We start from the raw sequence: 22174 nt of genomic DNA, 5'->3' as shown, positions 1-22174 counted from the left end.
TTGGACGTGCTTCGCAAAAGAGATTGCTGGCGAATCCGTGATGCTGCAGTGAAGCCATTATGAGCCTGGCGAGTACGGATTGACGGGTCTGCGCGAGCCAGGTGCCCTGCGGCCGCACCTAGATCCGGACGAGGTTTATGGCGGCGGCCATGCGGTTGCCAGCCACGGGCAGGAAGTGCCTGGCTGGCAGATTGCGTCGCTCACTGAACCAGATCTCGACGGTTTCGCCATTGCCGCCAGCGAGCGAGGCGATATTCGTGAAACACGAATCGCCACCAGCTCCACCATTGCCGCCCGCTTCATAGGTCTGAATGGCGCCGTTCTACAGGCACCTGTCTGTCATCGGCAGCCGCCTCTTGCCAAACGGCTTGATCCACTCGCCGTATGAACGGATCGTGATCTTCTGCTCCATTCCCGTCCCGGCTTCGGATTTGCGACGGAACCAGGTCAGCCTGTGACCAGGACTCTGTGGGCGAGAAAGGCCGCCAGCGCTCCAACTCCCGGGAAAGTTTCGCTTCGCCGCTGGACGGGAAACGCGCCGGACCGGAGTCGGCGGCATCAATCCTGCCCTGAAAGTAACTGTCCTTGGTTGATAATGCCGGCGCATGATCAGGAACAGATCTTGCTGCCCTCTCACCCGAACCTCTCGCTTGCAGAGCGGTTCAAGTGGCTTGCCGTGAACGAGCTGGCAAACGTTCATCCCATTCACGTCTTCTCTTCGAATTCGCGATACAACCGTATCAAATGGTGCTTGCTCGGGCAGCACCTCCGGTGCGGATCACGCCGGCTGGTCCAGGACGGTCGGATGCCCGGGAAGAGCTTTCCGGGACAACCCACTCCCAGATGTTTCGTCCCGTGGAACGGTCCACGCTTGTGCTGGGATCAAAACTGCCAAATGCTTCGCTGTTCTGTGCGATCATCGCGACCGCGAGGCACCGTCGAAGCGCGCAAGTAGGAGACACGGCGCGAACTTCGCGCGGCAAGGCGATATACGCGATGGCGATGCGAGGCGGGACGCGACAACGAAGAAGAGGGGAACAGCGTGTTGAAGTGGACGATCAAGGTAGCTGTCGGGATCGGTTTCTGCGCGCTGGCGATGCTGCCGGCGCAAACCGCCTCCGCCCAGGGAAAGCTGAAGGAAGTTCTTAGCCGCGGGAAGCTCATAGTCGGGACCGGAAGTACCAATCCCCCGTGGCATTTCCGCGACGAGAAAGGTGAACTCGTCGGTTTCGACATCGAGATCGCGAAGATCATCGCTAAAGGCCTGTTCGACGATCCCTCCAAGATCGAGTTCGTCAATCAGGCCTCCGATGCCCGCATTCCGAACATCGTGACCGGCAAGGTCGACATCGCGTGCCAGTTCGTGACCGTGACGGCGGCGCGCGCGCAGCAGGTGGCGTTCACCGTCCCGTACTATCGCGAAGGCGTCAGTCTCATGCTCGTTTCGGGAGGCCGCTACGCTGACTACGCCGCCCTCAAGGCTGCGGGGAACAAGGTGACCGTCTCGGTGCTTCAGAACGTCTTTGCGGAACAGATGGTCCGGGACGCGCTTCCCGAGGCGAAGGTCGACCAGTTCGAGAGCGTCGATCTCATGTATCAGGCCCTCAACTCCGGGCGGGCCGACGCCGCGGCGACGGACTCCTCGTCCCTGCGTTACTACATGAAGCAAAATCCTGGCCGCTATGTGGATTCCGGCTTCAGCTGGAACCCGCAGACCTACTCCTGCATCGTCCGACAGGGCGATCCTGATTGGCTCAACTTCGTGAACGTCGCCATACGCGAGTCCATGACCGGCACCACGTTCCCAGTCTACAAAGCGGCCTTCGAGCGCTGGTTCGGCGAGACGCCGCCGGAGCCGAAGATCGGCTTCCCGTCCGAGTTCCGATAGCCTTCGCATACGCAGCTCATGGGTTATTCGCTTCAGTTCGGAGCGGTCTGGGCGAGCTTCGGCAACCTGTTGTCGGGGCTCGCTATCGGACTCGGCCTGGCGATCGCGGCAGTGGCGTGCGGCACCGTCATAGGTCTGGTTGCGGCCTTCGCCAGCATTGGCCCGTCCCGCAGCGTCCGCGCGGTCGCCGCCGGCTACGTGATGCTGATCCGAAACCTGCCTCTCCTCGTCCTGGTGCTGATCGTCTATTTCGCGCTTCCGCAGCTCGGGATCCGGTTCGACAAGTACGAGAGCTTCATCGGCGCTCTCGCGCTCTACTCGGGCGCCTACCTGACGGAGGTCTTCCGCGCCGGCCTTGCATCCGTGCCGAAAGGAGTGGTCGAGGCGTCTCGGGCCATCGGCCTCACGCGGATCCAGACCAACGTCTCGGTCGTCGCGCCGATCATGCTGCGCAATGCCTTGCCGTCCATGGGCAATACCTTCATCGGCATGTTCAAGGATAGTTCGATCGCTGCGGCGATCGCCATTCCGGAGCTGACGTTCCAGGCGCGCAAGATCAACGTGGACACGTTCCGTGTCGTCGAGACATGGATCGTGGCGAGCGGACTCTACATCTCGACCTGCTTCGCCATTGCCGCAATCTTACGCCGTCTCGAGCGGCTGTTCCCGAAGTTCTGAGCCCATGCAGCCGTTCCTGAACCAGGTCTGGATCGCCCGATGGCCCCTGTGGGACGGGTTCCTGCTCACGATCGAGGTCGCAGCGGCCGCCATCCTGTTCGGCACTGTCCTGGGATGCATCTGCGGCATCCAGCTCGTCTACGGCGCCGCCATCGTCCGCTTGCCGTTCCGGATCTACGTGGACGTGATGCGGGGCACGCCCGTCCTCGTCCTGATCCTTGCGGCCTTCTATATTCCGTCCGTCGTCGGAATCAGTCTGAATGCAACCCATGCGGGCATCCTGGCGCTGTCGCTTTTTGCAGGCGCCCATATCGGCGAACTGGTCCGCGGTGCCCTACAGGCGGTCCCGCCCGGCCAGGCCGAGGCGGCGCGCAGCATCGGACTCACCTTCCCGCAGACGCTCGCCTACGTGCTTCTGCCGCAGGCGCTGCGCAGCGCCCTGCCGCCCTGGATCAACACGGGCGTTGAACTTATCAAAGGGTCCAGCCTCCTGTCGATCATCGGCGTGGGCGAGCTTCTTCTCAGGACCCAGGAAGTCATCGGACGTACCTTCATGACCATCGAGTTCTATTTCTTCGCAGGAGTTCTCTATCTTTTGGCCAACATCTCCCTCGACCAGCTCGGCAAGGCTGTCGAGCGGCGCGTGCAGGGACGCTGATCATGGAAGCTGCGCGCCCGCTCCTCGAAATCCGCGGACTGCACAAGCGCTTCGGCGCCGTGGAGGTCCTCAAAGGGGTCGACCTCACGCTCCACAAAGGTGAAGTGGTGTCGGTCATCGGATCCAGCGGCTCGGGCAAGACGACGCTGCTGCGATGCGTCAACCTTCTTGAGGAATTCCAGGACGGCGACATCGTACTCGACGGGGAGGTCATCGGGTACAGGGTGGTAAACGGGCGCCGCCATCGCCTGGGCGACCGCGAGCTGTCGCGCCAACGTTCTATGACCGGGATGGTGTTCCAGAGCTTCAATCTGTTCCCGCACCTCACCGCCGCCGGCAACGTGATGCTCGGCCTACGTAAAGTCCGCCGCCTCAGCAAGCCGGAGGCACGTGCGGTCGCGGAGCGCTGGCTCGCACGCGTGGGGCTTTCCAGCCGGGCCGATCATTACCCGAGCCAACTTTCGGGCGGCCAGCAGCAGCGTGTCGCCATCGCCCGTGCACTCGCCATGGATCCGAAGCTCGTCCTCCTCGACGAGGTGACCTCTGCCCTCGACCCGGAGCTCGTCCAGGAGGTGCTGAACACGGTCAAGGCGATCGCTGACGACGGAGCGACGCTGCTGATCGTGACACACGAGATGCGGTTTGCCCGCGATGTCTCGAACCGGGTGGTCTTCATGGATCACGGCCTGGTCATCGAGGATGCGCCGCCAGCGGAGATCTTCGGAAATCCGCGCAGCGCACGGCTCGCGGAGTTCCTGCGCAACACCCGCACTTGAGGCGATCTGCTGTACGGGACCGGGGCGGAGCGCCGAGTCAGTCGAGCCCGAGCGGATCCGGGTCGAGTGGCCAGATCGGACGCGGCAGGCGCTTGAAGGGCAGGGCGGCCCAGTCGGGATTGCTGGTTCCGGGTGTGGCCACGAACAATTGCTTGCGTGTGTTGTCGACGAAGAGATCCTTGTGCTTGTAGAGGTTCTTGATCGCGACGACCTGCTTGTCGTCGAAAGTGATGCCGTGCAGCGTGAGGAGGCTCAGCGAGTAGAGATTGGTGCGCTGCGTCGTCAAAAGGATATCGATGCCCTCGGCTCGCACGACGGCGGCGTCGCCGATGCTGATCCGTTCGTCGTTGATGTGGTCCTGGTAAGCGTCCTTCTTCAGAAACCGAACCTCCGCATCTGCATCGAAGGGTGGGCCGGAATTGGGGTCGAACTTGCCGCCAATCCGCAATCTGATCCGCGCCCCAATGCCGACCTGGAAGCAGATGCGGACCGCGAGCGGATCCCACAGAGGCGCAATCGCTGCGTTGCGAATTCCCGCCTCGATAAAGGCCTGTAGGACATGCGTGGTATCACCAGGCGCCCCGCTGCCGATCTGGTCGGACGTATCGGCAATGAGGAGCGGCTTGTCGCCCTTGACCCTTGCCTCCGCGATTGCCTCCTTGAACGGCGTGAACGGGAGCATGGCAGCCCTGCGGATGCGATAGAAGCGCTCCCCGAAATCGCGCGCCGCGCGCTCAGCCAGCGCCGTGTCACCGTCGGCGACGGCCAGCATTTTCGCGCCTGCCAGAGGAACATCTGCCCAGGGAAAGCCGTGGTTCAGGGAAAGGGAGAGGACGCCGTCTTTCCCCTCGGCGTCGAACATCGCCTGCGTAAACGCCCCCATCGGTCCTTCCATGGTGGTCGGAAATAGCCCCATGGTCCGACAGTCGAACAGGGCCATCTTGGGGTCGATCTCGCCCATGAGGGTCCGCCGCATGAGATCGAAGAGATCCTCGGCCCGCTCCGCGTGATCGATATGCGGATAGGTCTTGTAGATCACGATGATGTCGGCGGCAGCGACAAGGGTATGGTCGATGTGGGCATGAAGGTCGAGCTCGATTCCAATTTTCGCGCGGGTGCCGACGAGAGCGCGTATGCGCGAGACGAGATCGCCCTCGCAATCGTCGTAGCCATCCGCCACCATGGCTCCGTGCAGGTAGAGCAGGACCGCATCGATCGGGCCTGCCCCTCGCAGGTCGCTCAGGATGCGGTCCCGCATGGACTCGTAGGCCGCGCGCGTCGTAGGCCCGGCCGGGGATGCAAAGGCGAAGAGGCTCTGGACCACTTCCCAGCCTTCCTGGCGCGCGCGCTCGACCCAGATTTGCCCTGGCGCCGACCAGGGCGAGGCGGGAACGGCCTCGATATTCCCCTCGCACCAGAACGTATCCTTGAAGTCATCGATACCCGTCGGAAAGAACGAAAAGGTGTTTGTCTCGGTCCCAAGGGTGGCTACGAAGATGCGCATGCTGTCCGCCCCGGCGCGAGATGGAGATTCATTTGTGGGCCCCCCCGATCGGCAATGCGCCCTTGGCCTTGAGTTCGCTCACGGCATCCGCGGCGGCCAGGAGGGTTTCTTCGATCACGGCGTCCGTGTGCTCGATGGAGAGGAACCAGGCGCCGCGCTCCAGGGCCCGCACGCCCCGGCGCAACAGGGCGGTCGTGAAAGCGACGTAGGCGGCCCGGTCCATCCGGGCGAGGTCGCGGTAGTTTCGCGCCGGTTCTTCGAGGCCGAGAGCCACGTGGAAGACCTGCGGGAACCCGGCCACCTGGGCGACCACCCCGGCACGCGCAAAGATATCGCGCATGCCCGTCATGAGGCGGCCACCGCGTTCCTCGATCGTCGCGTAGAGCGAGGGCTTCAGCGACTTCAGGGTGGCGGCTGTCGCCGCCATGGCGATGGGTTGTGCGTTGTACGTCCCTCCATGCACGACACCGCCGGTGGCGAACATGTCCATGAGATCCGCGCGCCCGGCGATGGCGGCGACCGGGAAGCCGTTGGCGATGGCCTTGCCGAAGGTGGAGAGGTCGGGCGTGATGCCGAAGCGCTCCTGCGCGCCGCCGGCCGCTAGGCGAAATCCGGTGATCACCTCATCGAAAATGAGGATCGTGCCGTAGCGCGTGCAGGCTTCGCGCACGCCCTCGAGATAGCCGGGTGCGGGATGCACGGCGCCGGCGTTGCACATCGCAGCTTCCATGATGACGCCGGCGATGTCGCCCTGCGCGAGACGCTCGGCCAGGAGATCAAGGTCGTTCCAGGGCAGCACGACGAGGGCATCAGCCGTCTCTTCGAGCTGGCCCTTGCTGCCAGCCACCGGGATCGGGGCGTTCTCGGGTCCGGCCGCATTGAGGGCTGGGGCGGTCGACCACAGGACATTGTCGAACCAACCGTGATAATGGCCTTCGAACTTGATGATCTTCTTGCGGCCGGTCGCCGCGCGGGCGAGCCGGATCGCCGCCTGATCGACCTCCGAGCCCGAGCAGCCAAACCGGATGCGCTCGGCCGACGGAACGAGCTCGCACACGAGCCTCGCCGCCTCAGCCTCCACGGCTGTCTGGCCGGCGAAGAGAAAGCCCTTCTCGACCTCCTCCTTCACGGCATCGACCAGAGCCTGCGGCCTGTGACCGAGGATCATCGGTCCCATGCCGAGGTAATAGTCGATCAGCCGGTTGCCGTCCGCGTCGTACAGCCACGGTCCCTCGCCGCGCTCGAAGACCAGGGGCGTCGGCGAAATATTGAGGCGGAAGTTGCTGTTGACGCCGCCCGCCATCCATTGGGCGTTGCGTTCGATCAGTTCGGCGGATTTATCGAATGACAGGGGAGTGTCGCGGCGCCCGTGCGTCGTTTCGGCGAGGGAAGACATGTGGCTTGAACGCTCCTCAAGGGATTTTCCAGCAACAGGCCCGAGCCGGCCCGCAAAGTAAATGCCTGCCCGTTTCGCAGGGCGGAAACCCACGCGGAAGTTGGCATTCAGACATGCTTCGTCCTCGCAACGGCTACGCAGTCGATCTCGTAGCGCAAGTTGGGGCCGAGGCAATTCGTGATGGTCGTGCGAGCAGGGAAGGGTTCCGAGAAGTATTCCCGATAGACGCAGTTGAACTCTGCGACATCCCCGGGGTCGCGGACGTAGTTACGGGTCTGAACCACATGAGCGAGGTCGCTGTCTGCGTCTTCGAGGACCTTGCGCAGGTTTTCGAGGGAACGGCGCATTTCGCCCTCGAAGGTGTCGGAGACGATTTTGCCCGTGCTGTCGACGGAGGCCTGCCCCGAGATGAAGATGAGATCGCCGACACGAGTCGCCGGGCTGAAGGGCAGGTGAGAGCGGGGCGTGTCCGATCCGCCAGGGTATTCGATGGTCATTGGGAAGTCCGATCGCTGATGGGGAAGACGGCTTTGCGCAGGCGGCGATAGTCGAGTGTCGTGATGGCACTTGTACAGGGGCCGGGTGTGCTGACGGTGTAGCTTCCCGCCATGATGGGGTCGTAGGCCTTGCGATGAGCGACAGCGGCCTTCACCCCGATGGCGAAAAGCTCTTCGGGTACGATGCCTTGCGAGCGGAACTGGGCCAGATCGAAGGGCGGTGTCTTCCGGCTCGTCAGCAGCACGGTCACGCCGTCGACGCGGACGACCGCAGAGGGCCCCATCGAGAAATGGATCCCCCGCGACGCCGCGAGATGGCTGTGGCGATCTTCCAGGGTAAAATCGCCATTGGTGCGACTGACGAATTCTGCCTCCACTTCGAGTGGGGCGGCTCCGAGACGGCTGCCCTTGCCGCCGATCGACAGGCGCCGTCGCTCGCCGGACTTGGCATCCGCGAGGTTCCGCACCGCCGCGGCATCGGCGATCGCCACTGCGCAGTTGCGCAAGCCGTGGCGGAGGAAGCCGCGCAGGACGGCTGTGTCGTCACCGGGTGCACCGCCCCCGATATTGTCGGCAGGCTCCACGACGATCCACGGCCCACCATCGCGCCGGCTGATCTCGGCGAGTGCCCGGTCGAGGTCCCATTCCTGTGGAATGCCGAGATCGCGCAGCGACACGGCGAGCGCCTCGAGCCTATCGAGTGCGGACTCTGCGCCTGCCTCGCTTCCCGTCGTGGCAATCGAGAAGGCGACGCCCGCGTCGGGAACGTCCGAGAAGGAATATCCCGCCACGACGTTCGCCACCCAGATGTCCCGGTCTTCCGCCTCGATCTGCCGCGCGAGCGCTTCGAGGTCGCGCATGGGACTGTCCGCCGTTCCGGTCCCCGGAGGCGGCCACATGATCGGAGCGTTGCGGGCGAACATCCGCGGCAAGACCCCTTCGTCGAGAGCCCGCGCAAGCAGGTGAGCCGACCGTGTCGCGGATTCGCGCGCATCCGCATGTGGGTTCTCGCGGTAGGCGACGAGGACGTTGGCATGCCGCGCCATGAGGGCCGTAAAGGTCGCATGCAGGTCGAACACGCCGAAGACCGGGAGGTGCTCTGCGCCGGGAACGGAGCGCAGGCGCGCAAGCAGCTCGCCTTCGGGATCGTCGGACGCGGTCGTCACCATGGCCCCGTGCAGCCCGAGCCAGATCCCGTCGAGCCCGCCGCTGGTAAGGGCTTGGCGCAGCCCGGCTTCGATCTCCGCCCAGTAGGCCTCGAAGACCGCGTGATCCACTGTGCCGGATGGCAGCGCCGCGTACTCGCAGGTCGGGACGACCTCCCAGCCCTGAGTTTCAGCGACTTCGAGAAAGCCGTCGGTGGTAGAACCGTCGCCCCGGCGTCGGAGAATGTCCTCGCCGCGATGAATGGTGAAGTCGTCGAGCCTCGTGAGTTCGTCGACGAACGTGTGGGTCTCGTGGAAGAGCCCTGCAAACAGGATCCTGCGCTTGGCCATGTGACGTATCCAGGCTGAAATCAACGTTCGAGTCAGCTGGCGGCTGACCTCGTTCCCTGACGGACGGAGGTTCCGTCCGGCGTGCCATTCCAAGACACCGCGTGCGGTGTCTGCGTGAGCCGTTCTACATTATAAAACCGCTACCGGAGCGGGTCAGAGGAAGTGAACACGAAGGTTCGATACGATGCAAGTCGTCATTCGAGCAGAATGGCATGTACACCGCGAGAGCAGTTGACAGACGGGAAATCCTGACGGTTAATCTTCTGGCAATATTCGCAATCATCATTCTACAATATGGAATATTGCTTCGGAGGGTCAGACTTGCGCGTCTTCGTAGCCTCGCTCGCCACTGAGACGAACACCTTCTCGCCGCTGTTCGTCGACCGCCGCGCCTTCGAAGAAGCATTCTATTGCCGGCCGGGAGAGCATCCGCCGACGCCCACGCTCTGCTCGGCGCCTGTGGTCGCAGCGCGCCGTCGGGCCCGAACGGACAATTTCACACTGATCGAGGGCACCGCGACATGGGCGGAGCCTGCCGGCCTGGTTTCGCGCGAGGCTTACGAGTCCCTCCGCGACGAGATTCTCGATCAGCTCAAGGCCGCAATGCCCGTCGATATCGCACTTTTCGGCCTGCATGGCGCCATGGTCGCGCGTGACTATGACGATTGCGAAGGGGACCTTCTGGCGAGGGCTCGCGATATCGTGGGGCCGGGCTGCGTAATCGGCGCCGAGCTCGACATGCACTGTCATCTCACGCCGAAACGCGTTGCGGCCGCCGATGTGCTCCTGACCTTCAAGGAATTCCCGCACATCGACTTCCTCGACAGGGCAGAGGACCTGGTCGATCTTTGCCTCCGGGCCGCCCATCACGAGGTCAAGCCTGTCGCGGCGGTCTTTGATTGCCGTTCGATGTCCGGCTTCATGACCAGCAGCGAGCCGGGCCGCAGCTTCGTCGACCGCATCAAGGCACTGGAGGGCAAGGACGGCATTCTCAGCATTTCGGTCGCCCACGGCTTCCAGGCCGCGGACGTCTACGACGTCGGAACCAAAGTTCTTGTCGTGGCCGACGGCGAAGACAACCGTGCGAAGGCGACCTCATTGGCCGAGGCCCTCGGGCGCGAAATCCTCGGATGGCAGCGTACCGCGCCCGGCCCGTATCACTACCCGCCGGAGGAGGCGATTGCGCAGGCGCGCGCAGAGGCGGGTCAGCCGATCGTCTTTGCCGACCGGTGGGACAATCCGGGCGGAGGCGTTGCCGGAGACTCGACTGTGATGATCGAGGCTCTTCTGAAGCATCCCGATCTGCCGGCCGCCATCGGTGCCCTGTGGGATCCGGTCGCCGTTTCGCTCTGCCGCGCAGCAGGGATCGGTGCCCGCATCCCATTGCGCTTCTGCGGCAAGGCGACACCGCAGTCCGGGCCGCCGATCGATGCCGAGGTCGTAGTCCGTGGACTGAGTGACGACCTCGTGATCCCGTTCGAGGAGAGCCTCGTGTCGCTCGGACAGGCCGCGGCCATTACCATCGGCAAGCTCGACATCGTGCTCGTCAGCGGCCGGGCCCAGACCTTCAGTCCACCTGCCTTCACGGAGCTGGGCATCGATCTCGCGCAGAAGAAAATGGTGGTCGTCAAATCGTCCAACCACTTCTACGCTGCCTTCGCGCCGATCGCCGCCAAGGTCCACTATCTCAACACCGGCGGTCCCTATCCGTACGACGCGACGAAGGTCGCCTATCAGAAGGCGCGCCGCCCGATCGCCCCCCTGGATCCCCACCCATGGCTTTGATTCCCCGTCTCGACATCGCGGTGCTCGATGGCCAGCCGGTCGACCCCCTCACGAAAGGCCTACCATTCGATGCGCCGCCGATGCGGCTCGGCGATATCGGCGCTCAGGATTGGAACGTCCTGGAGGGCGACGTGCCGATGCCGATTGCGGTCATTCGCCAGGCGCGCGTGGAAGCCAACAGCGCGTGGATGTCCGCATTCACGCAGGCAAACGGGCTGGTGATTGCTCCGCACGGCAAGACGACCATGGCGCCTTACCTGTTCGATCTGCAGATCGCGGACGGCGCCTGGGCGATCACGGTCGCCACGGTGCAGCAGATGCAGGTGTGCCGGCGCTTCGGTGTGCGTCGGGTCCTGATGGCCAACCAGCCGATCGGCCGGCAGGCGGTAGATGCCTGCTTTGCCGCCCTCGCGGACGAGGGCTTCGAGCTCTATTGTCTCGTCGACGGCAGAGAGGGACTTGCGCAGCTCGCAGAAGGGGCAGGCCGCGCCAAGCTTCCGGCCGGCAATCCGCTTCGCGTGCTCGTGGAGGTCGGGTTCCCGGGTGGACGCACCGGCGCCCGTTCGCCGGACACTGCGCTGGCGCTCGCGCGCGAGATTGCCGCGACAGACGGACTCGCGCTCGCCGGGTTCGAGTGCTTCGAGGGTCTTTTGTCGACGCCCGAGGCGGTTGATGCGCTTCTGGACGAGGTTGCCACCCTTGCGCGTCGTTCGATCGACGATGGCCTGCTGCCGAAGGGGGCTACCGTCATCGTCAGCGCCGGGGGATCAGCGTTCTTCGACAGGGTCGGCGAGCGTTTCAATGCCCACGAGTTCCCGGCACCGGTTCTGCGGGTGCTTCGGTCAGGCTGCTACCTGACGCATGACTGCATGGGATATGCGGCTGCGTTCGAACGGATCTGCCGCGAAACCCGGCTTGCGCTGCCGCCAGGCGGCCTTGTTCCGGCTCTCGAAGTCTGGGCGCAGGTCCAGTCCGTGCCTGAGCCGAGGCGTGCGCTCCTGTCCATGGGCAAGCGCGATGTCGGCTTCGATGCGGGCCTGCCCATTCCCCAGTACTGGTATCGACCAGGCGGTGGAATGCCGGGCCCGCAACCGATGCCGCCGGGATTCAGGACCGCCGCGCTCAACGATCAGCATTGTCATCTGGAACTGCCGCCAGGGAGCGACCTGCGGGTCGGCGATCTCGTCGGGTTTGGCATCGGCCACCCATGCACCACGTTCGACCGCTGGTCGATGCTGCTGGCCGTCGATGAGACTTATCGCGTCATCAAGGCGGTGAAGACGTTCTTCTGAAGCCCCGGCGGGGGCACGTGCGAGGGCCGGAGCGTCTCCGGCCTGATGTGGAGGGACCGATGCGTAGGGACGGCCAGGACTACATCGTTCAGCCCGTGATGAAGGCGCTGGAGGTGCTCGACTACGTGGCGAAGCAGGGCCGCGATGTGACCCTGACGGAGACTGTCAAAGAACTGAGGCTGCCCAAAACCACCGTGTTCCGCTACCTCCAGACCCTCTCGGCGGCCTCGTTCCTGGAATACGACCTGCGGCGCGACCGTTATCGTGCGGGGCCGCGCTTCCGTCATCTCGCCGAGATCGACCGCAGCCTGCAGCGACTGCGGAATGCCGTGCAGCCGGAGATGCACGCTCTCTCGGAGCGGTTCGGAGAGACAATCAACCTCGCCATCCTGGCACAGAAGGCCATCGTCTACATCGACATCGTCGACCAGGGCCGCACGCCCAAAACCGAGGCCCGGGTGGGGCAGCGTCACCCGATCCACTCCACCTCTCTGGGCAAGGCCATCGCAGCGCATCTGCCGGACGACGAGTTCGAGGACCTCTGCATGCCGCTTCTCCCGGCGCGGACAATCCACACGTTGACGGACGGCCGGTTCCTGCGCCGGCAGGTCGATCACATCCGTCAACAGGGCTATGCACTGGACATGGGTGAGAACGAAGATGGCCACATGTGCATCGGTGTGCCCATCCTCGACGATTGCGGGCGGCCGGTCGCCGCCATCAGCCTGTCCGCTCCGGAATGTCGGCTGGCTCCGCCCCGACGCCTCGAAGCTGCTGCGGCCCTCAGGACTTCCGTCGACCGGGTCGTCGAGAAGATCTACAGCAGTGCGCGTTTCGACGGGGCGGCGCTCGTCTGATGTTGTTTCTCAAGACGGAACCGGGCGGCGTTGACGCTTGTGCCGACCGAATCCTAGCCTAGTTGCAAGGCTCGCCGCGCATCGGAAACGATGCGGCTCTGGAGCGCCCCGACCGGGAATGCCCGGCATGGCGCTGGGAGGCGGAGCAAAACGTCGAGCAAAAGGCTGCCGTCGAGCAGCCGGAAGTCGGCCTGGCGGGGCACAGCCTCGGCAGGTCCAAGGTGCAAAAAAGTTCATAAACCAGAGGATCAGGAGCGTGTGCCATGAAGAACAGGCGTAGCGCATTCACAAGGGTGCTGGGGGCGTTCGTCCTCGCCGCCGTCACCGCCGTGGCCGCTCCGGGCCACGCTCAGACGCAGAAGCTCAAGGGTACGACGCTTCGGGTCGCAGTCGTCGCCGACATGACCAACTTCGACCCGATGCAGTTCTCGCTCGTCAACTTCCACCTCATCAAGAATCTCTACGACAGCCTGATCGAATACACACCCGACGGGAAAGCCGTGCCGAGCCTCGCAACCGAATGGTCCATTGGCGAGAACAACAAATCGGTCCGCGTCACTCTGCGCAAGGGCGTTCTCTTCCACAGCGGTGCGCCTCTGACGTCGGCAGACGTGGCAGCGACGCTGAAGAAGGCTTCCGACCCGGCGAAGGGCAAGAACGTCTATGCGACGATGGGGATCGTCCAGGATTGGACCACGCCGGACGAGCAGACCCTCGTCATCAACTTCAAGAACCCGGTACCCGAGCGCCAGATCCTGGATCTCCTCCAGTTCACGATGCCGATCGAGGCTGCCGGCATCGACACGGTGGAGACCAAGCCGGCCGGCACCGGTGCCTACACCCTTGCGGGCCGAACCGTCGGCCAGAGCGTGACGCTCAAGGCCAACCCGAAATACTGGCGCGAGGGCGAACCGGTCAGCCCTGAGATTCGCTTCACCGTCTTCAGTGACGATGCTGCCGCGAGTGCGGCGCTGGAGTCGGGCGCGGCCGACATCATCTACGGTGGCGGTGCCCGGAGCGCCGTGCGCCTTCGCGACGCCGGATTTACTGTGTCGCGGGGACCGGGTCCTCTGGTGCAAGTATTCCGCATCAACACCACCCGTCCGCCGTTCAACAACGAAAAATTCCGCCAGGCCTTCAACTACCTGATGGATCGTGAAGGCATCCTGCGGGTCGGCTATGCGGGCCTTGGCGAACCGGTCGCACTTCCCTGGGCGCCGGCAAGTCCCGCGTTCGACGCCGCCTATCTGAAGGAATTCGCCTACAACCCCGAGAAGGCCAAGGCGCTCCTCGCGGAATCTGGCCTTTCGAAACAGGAGATGAGCAACTGGAAGCTCCTGGTCTACGGGACCGACCAATCGACGGTGCTGATCAGCCAGATCGTGCAGAGCACGCTCGCCGAAGTCGGAATCGACATCAAGCTCGACGTGATGGAGGGCTCCGAATATGTGAAGGCTCAGCTCGCCGGCGAGTATCAGGCCACCTTCGGGGGTGTCGGCAACATTCAGAAGTTCCCGTCCAGGGTCGCCACCAACAGCATCTACAGGACCAAGGACAATCCGGTCCTGAAGGAGCCGCATCCGTTCCCGGACTACGTGGCGGCGATCGAGCGGGTCAATGCCACCTACGGGTCCGAGAAGGACGTCAAGGCGGCGTACGACAACCTCAACCGCGTGTTGGTGAAGAGCGCCTTTGCGATCCCGACCAATTCCTACGATGTCGGACTGATCGTGTCTTCGCCGAAGCTCGATGGCTTTACGCTCGATATCGACAACCTGTTCGTCGCCCGTGCGATCGGGTTGAAGAAATGAGCAGGCCGGCGGCAACGGTCTTCCGCCGGGACAGGACGCGCCGTTGACGACGCCGGTTCTGTCCGTGCGTGATCTGATCGTCGCGTTCGGCCACGCCGAGCAATCGGTGCCGGTCGTGCGCGGCATCAGCTTCGATGTGTTCGCGAACGAGGTATTCTGCATCGTCGGCGAGTCCGGCTCCGGCAAGAGCGTTACGTCTCTCGCGGTCGCCGGCCTCCTGCCGGGCGGAGCCCGGGTTTCGGGATCGATCCGTCTGGGGGGAACGGAAATCGTGGGGGCGACGCCCGAGGCTCTGCGGCAAGTGCGGAGCAGGGACCTGGGCTTCATCTTTCAGGATCCGGCCACCACGTTGAACCCGGTCCTGCCCGTCGGACGCCAGATCGTCGAGGGCGTTGTCTCTCGGGGCAGCCTCAGACGGGCCGACGCCAACGCACGCGCGGCGGAACTGCTGCGCGAAGTCGATATCGCCGATCCCGTCAGCCGGGCTCAGCAATATCCACACCAGTTCTCGGGCGGCATGCGGCAGCGGGCCGTCATCGCCATGGCCATGGCGGGGCGGCCGCAGCTCATCATCGCGGACGAGCCGACGACGGCACTCGACGTGACAGTTCAGGCCCAGGTCCTGTCGCTCCTCGGGCGCCGGCAGGCGGACACCTCCGCAGCCGTCATCCTGATAACGCACGACCTCGGTGTGGTGGCGGAAATCGCCCATCGCGTCGCGGTGATGTATGCCGGCCGCATCGTTGAGACCGGGACCGTCGAGGACATCTTCACATCGCCCCGGCATCCCTACACCCGCGCTCTGCTTCGCAGTATCCCGCGGAGCGATGCGCCCGGTGGGAGGCTCGATGCCATCCCTGGCCAACCGCCCAACGCGGAAGCGCTTCCGTCTGGCTGCCCGTTCCACCCCCGCTGCGTCCTCGGGAAGGATCGTGCCGGCTGCTGGGTGGAGGAACCTCCGCTGCGATCCGTGGGAGATGGGCACCAGACTGCATGCCACCTCGCCGACGAAACCCGGGTTCCGGTCGCGCTGCGGCACGAAGATCCGCTTGTTCCGAGAAAGGGCCCAGTCGGACAGCCACTGCTCGAAGTGGACGACCTGAAAGTGCACTTTCCCGTACGGGCAGGCATCCTCAAGCGAATCGTCGGGTGGGTGCGCGCAGTCGACGGCGTCAGTCTCACGGTGAGGGTAGGCGAGACGGTGAGCCTCGTGGGTGAGTCCGGTTGTGGCAAGACCACCACTGCCCGCACCATCATGGGCCTTGTTCCTCCGACTGGAGGAGACGTGCGCTTCGATGGCCGTTCGACCCTCAACCTGTCGCCCAGCCGGATGCGTGAGGCGCGGCGGTGGATGCAGTACGTTTTCCAGGATCCCTACGCCGCCCTCAACCCGGTTCTGCCGGTGGAGGAGGTGGTTGCCGAGCCCCTGCGCCTGCACGGCCTCTATGATGAAGCCGGCGGGGCAGAGCGGATCGCCGAACTGTTCGAGGTCGTCGGCCTGTCGCGAAAGATGTTCGGTCGCTATCCGAGCGAGTTCTCGGGCGGGCAGCGCCAGCGCATCGGGATTGCGCGGGCGCTCGCCCTGAAACCTCGCCTGCTCATCCTCGACGAGCCGGTCTCGGCGCTCGACGTCTCCATCCAGGCGCAGGTGCTCAACCTGCTTCAGGACCTGCAGAAGGAGCTCCAGCTCGCCTACCTGTTCATCTCCCACAATCTTTCGGTCGTGCAGCACATTTCGGACCGCGTGGCCGTCATGTATCTCGGTCGCATCGTCGAGCAGGCCGGTCGGAATGAACTCTATGGCGCTCCGAGCCATCCCTATACGCAGAGCCTCCTGTCGGCGGCACCGGTCGCCGACCCGTCGCTCGGCCGGACGCGGCGGCGTATCATCCTCGAGGGCGAAATTCCCAATCCGGCGGCGCCGCCACCGGGCTGCGCGTTTCACCCCCGGTGCTTTCGGGCGAACGAGCGCTGCCACCGGGATGCGCCGGGTGCCCGGCATCTGCCCGACGCGTCAACCGTCGTCGCCTGCCATTATCCCGATATTGCCGTGCGTCCCGCAAGCCGCCATGCTCCGATGGAGTTCAGAGAATGAGTGCTGCGCCGAGCCGAATGCGGACCTTCATCCGTTTGCTCCGTCGCCACAAGGGGGCGGCAGCGGCGCTCGCCTTTCTTTCCGTCATCGTGCTCGTGGCGGCATTTGCTGACTTGATGCCGTTCGATCCGTTCCGGCAGCGCCTGGTCGATTCCCTCAAGGGGCCGTCCCGCGCCCATTGGTTCGGCACCGACGAACTCGGCCGGGATATTCTGGCCCGTGTCGTCTATGGCGCACGGACGTCCCTGGCCACCGCCGCGGGCGCTGTCGTCATTGCGGCCTCCATTGGTGTGCCGATGGGGCTGGTCAGCGGCTTTTTCGGCGGCTGGCGCGATGCTACCCTCATGCGTCTCGTCGACGTGATGATGACTCTGCCGGCGATCCTCTTTGCCATGGCACTTATCGCGATCCTCGGTCGCAGCCAGATCGCCGCGATCGTTGCCGTCGGCATTACCGGCATCCCGGGCTTTGCGCGCATCACGCGGGCCCAGACCCTGACATTGCGCAGCCGCGACTTCGTGGTGGCCGTCGAGGCCTTCGGCGGCAGCGCCCGGTATAATATGTTCCGGACCATCCTGCCCAATTCCTGGAGTCCGATCCTGGTCCAGGTTGTCGTGCTGTGCTCGGTCGCCATTCTCCTCGAGGCGGCATTGGCGTTCCTGGGCGTCGGCGTCGCGCCGCCGACCCCAAGCTGGGGCGAGATGCTGCGGACCGGCAAGTCCTACCTCCACGAGGCGCCGTATTACGCGGTTCTGCCGGGTCTCGTCCTGACGCTCACAATCCTGTCGTTCGATGCCATCGGACGAGCGATGGCCGATCTGCTCGGCGCGCGTTTCGAGCTGCGCAAGTCCAGTCCGGAAGGAGCGGCGTGATCGATGATCGGCTATATCCTTAGACGGTTGCTGCACCTCGTCCCCGTTCTTCTTCTCGGGTCCGCCGCCGTCTGGGCCATCATCTACGCGGTGCCGGGGGATCCGGTCTCGGTGCTGGTTGGAGAGAATGCGACGCCGGAGCAGATCGCCGCCGCAACCGCGCATTACGGCCTCGACCGGCCCGTTCCGGTGCAATACGCCGACTGGCTCTGGCGGGCCCTTCGCGGCGATTTCGGCACCTCCATCCACGCCAGCGAGCCGGTGCTCTCGCTGATCGTCGAGCGCCTTCCGGCCACGTTCCAGCTCGCCCTGCTGGCGACCCTCGTCGCCCTCGTGCTGGGAATTCCGGTTGCGATCGCCAGCGCCCTGAAGCCGGGATCCTGGGTCGACAGAGTGCTTTCCCTGTGGAATGCACTGACCCTCGGGGTCCCGACGTTCTGGCTCGGCATCCTGCTCATCCTGTGGTTCTCGGTCGAAATGCGCTGGCTTCCGTCCGCGTCGGCCTATGTGCCGCTGTGGGAAGATCCGGTCGCGGCCTTGCGCAACCTCATCTTGCCCGGCGTGACCCTCGGCCTCTACGTCTCGGGTGTGCTGGCCCGTTTCCTGCGTGCTTCCCTCGTCACCGAGATGCGCTCGGACTATGTCCGCACGGCGCGGTCGAAAGGACTCCCGGAATGGCAGGTGGTCAGCGTCCATATCCTGCGCAACGCACTCCTGCCCTTCGTCACCATCGTGGGCCTGATGATGGCCAATTTCATCGGAGGTGCCGTCGTCACCGAGGCCGTGTTCACCTATCCGGGGCTCGGCCGGTTGCTCATCCAGGCGATCAGCACCCGTGACTATCCGCTGATCCAGGGCTGCATCATCGTGATCATGCTGATCTACATCCTCATCAACCTCTCGGTTGACGTGATCTACGCCTATATCGATCCCCGCATCGAATACAAGTAGCCGTCAGGCCCGGCGGTAACGGCATGAGACGCCGTGGCCCGGCGCAATCTCGTGCCAAGCGGGCGTACCTGTCCGGCCGTGAACCTCGCCGAAGGCGCACGCCGCATCCGCATGCCCCGCCACCAGGACCGCCGGATCAGGTGGCGGCAAGCGAAGGCGCTGACGCTGCAGGGCAGGATCGAGCACCGGGGCGGAATCGAACAGCATCTGCGTATACGGATGGGAAGGATTGCCATAGACCTGCGAAACGCTGCCCTTCTCGACAATCTCTCCCCGATACATCACGGCTACCGTGTGACAGACCTCGCGCACGATGGCGAGATCGTGTGCGATGAAAAGGTAGGACAGCTTGAGCTTCTCCTGAAGGGAGTGCAGAAGCGCGACGATCTGGGCCTGCGTCCGCACGTCGAGGGCCGAGACCGGCTCGTCGCAGACCACGAAGTCGGGATTGACCGCAAGGGCACGGGCGATGACGATGCGCTGGCGCTGCCCGCCGGAGAATGCATGGGGGTAGCGGTCCATCACGGCCGGGTCCATGCTGACGAGGTCCAAGAGCTCCGCCACGCGCTCGCGGTAGCGCGTTTTCGGCACCGATTGGTGGACGATCAGCGGCTCCGTGAGCGTCTGGGCGACAGTCATGCGCGGATGCAGGCTGGAATAGGGATTCTGCAGCACGAACTGCATGTGCCGGCGCATTCGGCGCAATTCGCCGGTCGGCATGGTGGTGAGCTCGTGCCCGCGGAGCTTCACCGACCCCCCTGAGATCTTCTGGAGCTGGAGCACGGCCCGGCCGGTCGTCGTCTTGCCGGAGCCCGACTGGCCGACGAGGCCGAGGGTCTCGCCTGGCGCGATATCGAACGACACACTGCTGACGGCGACGAGGGCAGGATGGTGGCTGCGTGCCGGAAACGTGACCGACAGGTCCCGCACGGCAACGAGGGGCGATGCGGTTGTCATGGCGCATCTCCGTCGCGGTGGAGGCGCGGGACGGCGTCGAGGAGCGCCCGTGTGTACTCGTGGGCCGGCGACCGGAAGATCTCGTCGACCCCGGCGGTCTCGACGATCCTGCCGCCGTACATGACATTCACCCTCTCCACCATTCCGGCGACGACCCCGAAATCGTGGGTGATGAGCATCAGCGACATGCCCCGTTCCTCCCTCAGTCGGAGCAGCAGGCGCAGGATCTGCGCCTGGACGGTGACATCGAGCGCCGTCGTCGGCTCATCCGCAATGAGAAGGTCGGGATCGCACGAAATCGCAATGGCGATGAGCGCCCTCTGCCGCATGCCGCCCGAGAACTGATGCGGGTAGTCGTCGGCCCGCCGCGCCGGAAACGGGATCCCGACCTGATCGAGCAGTTCGATCGCCCGCTCGCGGGCGGCGGACCCTGTGAGGCCGGTGTGGCGGTGCAGCACGTCCTCGATCTGCGCACCGACTGTGGTCACCGGGTTGAGGGACGTCATCGGGTCCTGAAACACCATCGCGATGCGCCGCCCGCGAACGGCCCGCATCTCCGGTTCGCTCACGGCGAGAAGGTCCCGGCCGTCGAAATGGACCGAGCCGGCGAGATCGACCCGCATTCCCTCCGGCGCGAGACGCATGATGGCGCGGGCCGTTACGCTCTTGCCGCAGCCGGATTCGCCGACGAAGCCTATGGCTTCGCCGCGCCTGATATCGAAAGTCACGCCCTTGACGGCTTCGACCGTGTGTCGGCGCGAGACGATGCGCGCCTTCAGATCGCGCACGCTCAGGATCGGTTTGGGTGCCGTCATCGGTCGCTTCCCACGTCGAGGATCTCGCGCAGTCCGTTTGCAAGAACGATGAAGGTCAGTGTCGCAAACACGATGGCGACGGCTGGGCCGACGACGGTCAGTGGGGCAAGTTCCATGAACTGACGCGCATCGGCCAGCATGCCGCCCCAGTTGGGATCCGGCGGCGGCGGGCCGAGGCCGAGAAAGGACAGGGCCGTGACGGTGAAGATTGTCTGAGCCAGCGTGAGGCTTGTCGCCACAACGATGGGTGAGACGACCATCGGCAGGACGTGGCGGGTGACGATCCGGAATTCGCTCATGCCGACGCTGCGGGCCGCCTCCACGTGATCCCATTTCTTTACGCTGAGCACCGGCGCCCGCACGACGCGCGACATGGCCGGCGTGTAGACGATGGCGATGGTCAGGATGAGGTTCGGCACTGTCGGGCCGAGGGCAGCGACGACCGCGATGGCCAGAAGGAAGACCGGGAAGGCGAAGACCACGTCGAGGACCCGCATGATCGTCTCGTCTACCCAGCCTCCGGCATAGCCGCTCATGAGGCCGAGGACGAGTCCCATCGCGAGAGCCGATGCGACGGCCGTGAAGGTGACAAAGAGCGTCGTGCGCCCGCCCACGAGGATTCGGCTGAGCACGTCGCGGCCGATGGCGTCGGTCCCGAGCCAATGCTGCGCGCTTGATCCTTCGAGCGAATTGGGCGACGTGACCGATGGATCGTAGGGTGCAATGAGCGGCGCAAGAAGCGTCACCAGCACCAGGATTGCCAGCATCGCGAGACCGACGCCCAGCAGTAGGCGCCCGGGTGCACGCCGCGCCCCGTTGACGGCAGCCGGGCTTGAGCCGGCAATGGCCGGGTCGTCCGTTGTTGACATCTCGCTCATGTCTCCACCCTGGCATCCGCGTGGGCATAGGCGATGTCGGCCACCGTATTGACGAAGACGACGCAGGCAGCGGCGACGAGGACGATCGCTTGGATCGCCGGATAGTCGCGGCTCGTGATGGAGTCGAACAGGTACTGGCCCATTCCGGGTATGGCGAAGATCGTTTCGACCAGGATGCTGCCCCCGAGGAGCGTCGCGACCTGCAGTCCCGTGACCGTGATGATGGGAGTCAGGGCATTCCGCATCAGGTAGTTCCAAAGGATGGTACGCGGCAGCAGGCCCTTGGCGCGCGCCACCATCACGAAATCCTGGCTCGACACCTCAAGTACCGCAGCCCGAGTGTTCTCGGAGATTGTGACCGAAATCGCGAGTGCGAGTGCGACGGCCGGGAGGATCAGGCCGGAAATGTTGCCGAGCGGATCGTCGCGGAAGGGTACGTAGCTGAGCACGGCGAGCTCGGGAAAATAGAGCCCGACCAACAGGACGATCAGCGTGCCGACGACGAAGTTCGGAACCGCGAGGATGAGCCCGTTGTAGAGCCGCACGACCCAGTCGGCCGTTCCTCGAAGCCGCGCGGAGGCAAGGCCGGTCCCGACACCCATGACGAGTGCGATCACGGCAGCGATCAGGGTCAGTTCGAGCGTCACGAGGAACCGCGGCCACAATTCGTGCAGAACCGGCTGACGCGTGACGAACGAAGTGCCGAGGTCGCCGTGCAGGGCCGCGCCTAGCCAGGAGAGGTACTGCTCGATCAGCGGACGGTCGAGGCCGAGGTTCCGGCGCGTGGCGTCGAGCACCTCCGGCTGAAGCATCTGGGCACCCGCCGCTGCGAGGACGAAATCGCCCGGCAGGGCCCTCATGAGCACGAAGGCGACGAAGGAGACCCCGAGCAGGATCGCCACCATCCACATCGCCCGCACGATGACAACGCGCCTCATCACGCCGCACCAGCGTGCTGGATCTTCTCC

Annotated in this window: 20 protein-coding genes; 12 read left to right on the top strand and 8 right to left on the bottom strand. The window is 64.7% G+C overall.

The window, feature by feature from the left end; genetic code table 11:
• The first annotated feature begins 79 nt into the window (after window positions 1–79).
• The 5 genes from AC522E_RS13805 (at window position 80) to AC522E_RS13785 (ending at window position 4000) form a co-directional block, all read left to right on the top strand.
• Window positions 80–388, top strand: coding sequence for a hypothetical protein (locus AC522E_RS13805; RefSeq protein ID WP_500746833.1), 309 nt, complete (start codon window positions 80–82; stop codon window positions 386–388).
• Between the two features lie 708 nt (window positions 389–1096).
• Window positions 1097–1888 (top strand): transporter substrate-binding protein, encoded by a 792-nt coding sequence (locus tag AC522E_RS13800; protein WP_500750694.1) that lies wholly within the window; start codon window positions 1097–1099, stop codon window positions 1886–1888.
• 18 nt (window positions 1889–1906) lie between these two features.
• On the top strand, window positions 1907–2566 hold the full coding sequence (locus AC522E_RS13795) for an amino acid ABC transporter permease (RefSeq protein WP_500746832.1): 660 nt from the start codon (window positions 1907–1909) through the stop codon (window positions 2564–2566).
• A 4-nt stretch (window positions 2567–2570) separates the two neighbouring features.
• The gene (locus AC522E_RS13790; protein ID WP_500746831.1) at window positions 2571–3224 is read left to right on the top strand and encodes an amino acid ABC transporter permease; all 654 of its coding nucleotides are present in this window, start codon (window positions 2571–2573) and stop codon (window positions 3222–3224) included.
• 2 nt (window positions 3225–3226) lie between these two features.
• Complete coding sequence (locus tag AC522E_RS13785) at window positions 3227–4000, top strand: amino acid ABC transporter ATP-binding protein (protein ID WP_500746830.1); 774 nt, start codon at window positions 3227–3229, stop codon at window positions 3998–4000.
• 37 nt (window positions 4001–4037) lie between these two features.
• Here the strand turns inward: AC522E_RS13785 and AC522E_RS13780 are convergent, their stop codons facing one another.
• The 4 genes from AC522E_RS13780 to AC522E_RS13765 form a co-directional block, all read right to left on the bottom strand.
• On the bottom strand, window positions 4038–5504 hold the full coding sequence (locus AC522E_RS13780) for a M81 family metallopeptidase (RefSeq protein ID WP_500746829.1): 1467 nt from the start codon (window positions 5502–5504) through the stop codon (window positions 4038–4040).
• Between the two features lie 28 nt (window positions 5505–5532).
• A complete protein-coding gene (locus AC522E_RS13775; protein ID WP_500746828.1) occupies window positions 5533–6900 on the bottom strand; it encodes an aspartate aminotransferase family protein in 1368 nt (455 codons plus the stop codon).
• Between the two features lie 107 nt (window positions 6901–7007).
• Window positions 7008–7397 carry a RidA family protein gene (locus AC522E_RS13770; RefSeq protein ID WP_500746827.1) on the bottom strand — a complete coding sequence of 130 codons (390 nt, stop codon included), beginning with the start codon at window positions 7395–7397 and terminating at the stop codon, window positions 7008–7010.
• Window positions 7394–8893 carry a M81 family metallopeptidase gene (locus tag AC522E_RS13765; RefSeq protein ID WP_500746826.1) on the bottom strand — a complete coding sequence of 500 codons (1500 nt, stop codon included), beginning with the start codon at window positions 8891–8893 and terminating at the stop codon, window positions 7394–7396. The genes AC522E_RS13770 and AC522E_RS13765 overlap by 4 nt, the downstream gene beginning before the upstream one ends.
• A gap of 321 nt (window positions 8894–9214) precedes the next feature.
• Between AC522E_RS13765 and AC522E_RS13760 the strand changes: the two genes are divergently transcribed.
• From AC522E_RS13760 to AC522E_RS13730, 7 genes are all read left to right on the top strand, one after another.
• Complete coding sequence (locus tag AC522E_RS13760; protein WP_500746825.1) at window positions 9215–10678, top strand: M81 family metallopeptidase; 1464 nt, start codon at window positions 9215–9217, stop codon at window positions 10676–10678.
• Window positions 10669–11970, top strand: a complete 1302-nt coding sequence (locus tag AC522E_RS13755; RefSeq protein WP_500746824.1) for an alanine racemase — start codon at window positions 10669–10671, stop codon at window positions 11968–11970. Before AC522E_RS13760 ends, AC522E_RS13755 begins: the two co-directional genes overlap by 10 nt.
• 59 nt (window positions 11971–12029) lie before the next feature.
• Window positions 12030–12827 carry an IclR family transcriptional regulator gene (locus AC522E_RS13750; RefSeq protein ID WP_500746823.1) on the top strand — a complete coding sequence of 266 codons (798 nt, stop codon included), beginning with the start codon at window positions 12030–12032 and terminating at the stop codon, window positions 12825–12827.
• Between the two features lie 263 nt (window positions 12828–13090).
• The gene (locus AC522E_RS13745; RefSeq protein WP_500746822.1) at window positions 13091–14638 is read left to right on the top strand and encodes an ABC transporter substrate-binding protein; all 1548 of its coding nucleotides are present in this window, start codon (window positions 13091–13093) and stop codon (window positions 14636–14638) included.
• Between the two features lie 43 nt (window positions 14639–14681).
• Window positions 14682–16733: an ABC transporter ATP-binding protein gene (locus tag AC522E_RS13740; RefSeq protein WP_500746821.1), complete on the top strand. Its 2052-nt coding sequence runs from the start codon at window positions 14682–14684 to the stop codon at window positions 16731–16733.
• On the top strand, window positions 16730–17605 hold the full coding sequence (locus AC522E_RS13735) for an ABC transporter permease (RefSeq protein WP_500746820.1): 876 nt from the start codon (window positions 16730–16732) through the stop codon (window positions 17603–17605). The genes AC522E_RS13740 and AC522E_RS13735 overlap by 4 nt, the downstream gene beginning before the upstream one ends.
• Before the next feature lie 3 nt (window positions 17606–17608).
• Complete coding sequence (locus AC522E_RS13730; RefSeq protein ID WP_500746819.1) at window positions 17609–18556, top strand: ABC transporter permease; 948 nt, start codon at window positions 17609–17611, stop codon at window positions 18554–18556.
• 3 nt (window positions 18557–18559) lie between these two features.
• Here AC522E_RS13730 and AC522E_RS13725 read toward each other — a convergent pair whose 3' ends face one another.
• From AC522E_RS13725 to AC522E_RS13710, 4 genes are read right to left on the bottom strand one after another with little or no spacing between them, the layout of a single operon-like run.
• Window positions 18560–19513, bottom strand: coding sequence for an oligopeptide/dipeptide ABC transporter ATP-binding protein (locus tag AC522E_RS13725; RefSeq protein ID WP_500746818.1), 954 nt, complete (start codon window positions 19511–19513; stop codon window positions 18560–18562).
• The gene (locus AC522E_RS13720) at window positions 19510–20328 is read right to left on the bottom strand and encodes an ABC transporter ATP-binding protein (RefSeq protein ID WP_500746817.1); all 819 of its coding nucleotides are present in this window, start codon (window positions 20326–20328) and stop codon (window positions 19510–19512) included. The genes AC522E_RS13725 and AC522E_RS13720 overlap by 4 nt, the downstream gene beginning before the upstream one ends.
• Window positions 20325–21206 carry an ABC transporter permease gene (locus AC522E_RS13715; protein ID WP_500746816.1) on the bottom strand — a complete coding sequence of 294 codons (882 nt, stop codon included), beginning with the start codon at window positions 21204–21206 and terminating at the stop codon, window positions 20325–20327. The genes AC522E_RS13720 and AC522E_RS13715 overlap by 4 nt, the downstream gene beginning before the upstream one ends.
• The gene (locus AC522E_RS13710) at window positions 21203–22144 is read right to left on the bottom strand and encodes an ABC transporter permease (protein ID WP_500746815.1); all 942 of its coding nucleotides are present in this window, start codon (window positions 22142–22144) and stop codon (window positions 21203–21205) included. Before AC522E_RS13710 ends, AC522E_RS13715 begins: the two co-directional genes overlap by 4 nt.
• Between the last annotated feature and the right edge of the window lie 30 nt (window positions 22145–22174).

It is taken from the genome of Microvirga sp. BF8 (genome assembly GCF_059888585.1).
This window is presented reverse-complemented; position numbering and strand designations above follow the sequence as displayed.

Excerpts from the sequence above, each read along its gene's own strand:
- AC522E_RS13730 (WP_500746819.1), top strand. The coding sequence starts at position 17,609 with ATGATCGGCTATATCCTTAGACGGTTGCTGCACCTCGTCCCCGTTCTT.
- AC522E_RS13780 (WP_500746829.1), bottom strand. The coding sequence starts at position 5,504 with ATGCGCATCTTCGTAGCCACCCTTGGGACCGAGACAAACACCTTTTCG.
- AC522E_RS13725 (WP_500746818.1), bottom strand. The coding sequence starts at position 19,513 with ATGACAACCGCATCGCCCCTCGTTGCCGTGCGGGACCTGTCGGTCACG.
- AC522E_RS13790 (WP_500746831.1), top strand. The coding sequence starts at position 2,571 with ATGCAGCCGTTCCTGAACCAGGTCTGGATCGCCCGATGGCCCCTGTGG.
- AC522E_RS13800 (WP_500750694.1), top strand. The coding sequence starts at position 1,097 with ATGCTGCCGGCGCAAACCGCCTCCGCCCAGGGAAAGCTGAAGGAAGTT.
- AC522E_RS13770 (WP_500746827.1), bottom strand. The coding sequence starts at position 7,397 with ATGACCATCGAATACCCTGGCGGATCGGACACGCCCCGCTCTCACCTG.
- AC522E_RS13715 (WP_500746816.1), bottom strand. The coding sequence starts at position 21,206 with ATGAGCGAGATGTCAACAACGGACGACCCGGCCATTGCCGGCTCAAGC.
- AC522E_RS13775 (WP_500746828.1), bottom strand. The coding sequence starts at position 6,900 with ATGTCTTCCCTCGCCGAAACGACGCACGGGCGCCGCGACACTCCCCTG.
- AC522E_RS13785 (WP_500746830.1), top strand. The coding sequence starts at position 3,227 with ATGGAAGCTGCGCGCCCGCTCCTCGAAATCCGCGGACTGCACAAGCGC.
- AC522E_RS13735 (WP_500746820.1), top strand. The coding sequence starts at position 16,730 with ATGAGTGCTGCGCCGAGCCGAATGCGGACCTTCATCCGTTTGCTCCGT.
- AC522E_RS13755 (WP_500746824.1), top strand. The coding sequence starts at position 10,669 with ATGGCTTTGATTCCCCGTCTCGACATCGCGGTGCTCGATGGCCAGCCG.
- AC522E_RS13720 (WP_500746817.1), bottom strand. The coding sequence starts at position 20,328 with ATGACGGCACCCAAACCGATCCTGAGCGTGCGCGATCTGAAGGCGCGC.
- AC522E_RS13710 (WP_500746815.1), bottom strand. The coding sequence starts at position 22,144 with ATGAGGCGCGTTGTCATCGTGCGGGCGATGTGGATGGTGGCGATCCTG.
- AC522E_RS13745 (WP_500746822.1), top strand. The coding sequence starts at position 13,091 with ATGAAGAACAGGCGTAGCGCATTCACAAGGGTGCTGGGGGCGTTCGTC.
- AC522E_RS13765 (WP_500746826.1), bottom strand. The coding sequence starts at position 8,893 with ATGGCCAAGCGCAGGATCCTGTTTGCAGGGCTCTTCCACGAGACCCAC.
- AC522E_RS13795 (WP_500746832.1), top strand. The coding sequence starts at position 1,907 with ATGGGTTATTCGCTTCAGTTCGGAGCGGTCTGGGCGAGCTTCGGCAAC.
- AC522E_RS13750 (WP_500746823.1), top strand. The coding sequence starts at position 12,030 with ATGCGTAGGGACGGCCAGGACTACATCGTTCAGCCCGTGATGAAGGCG.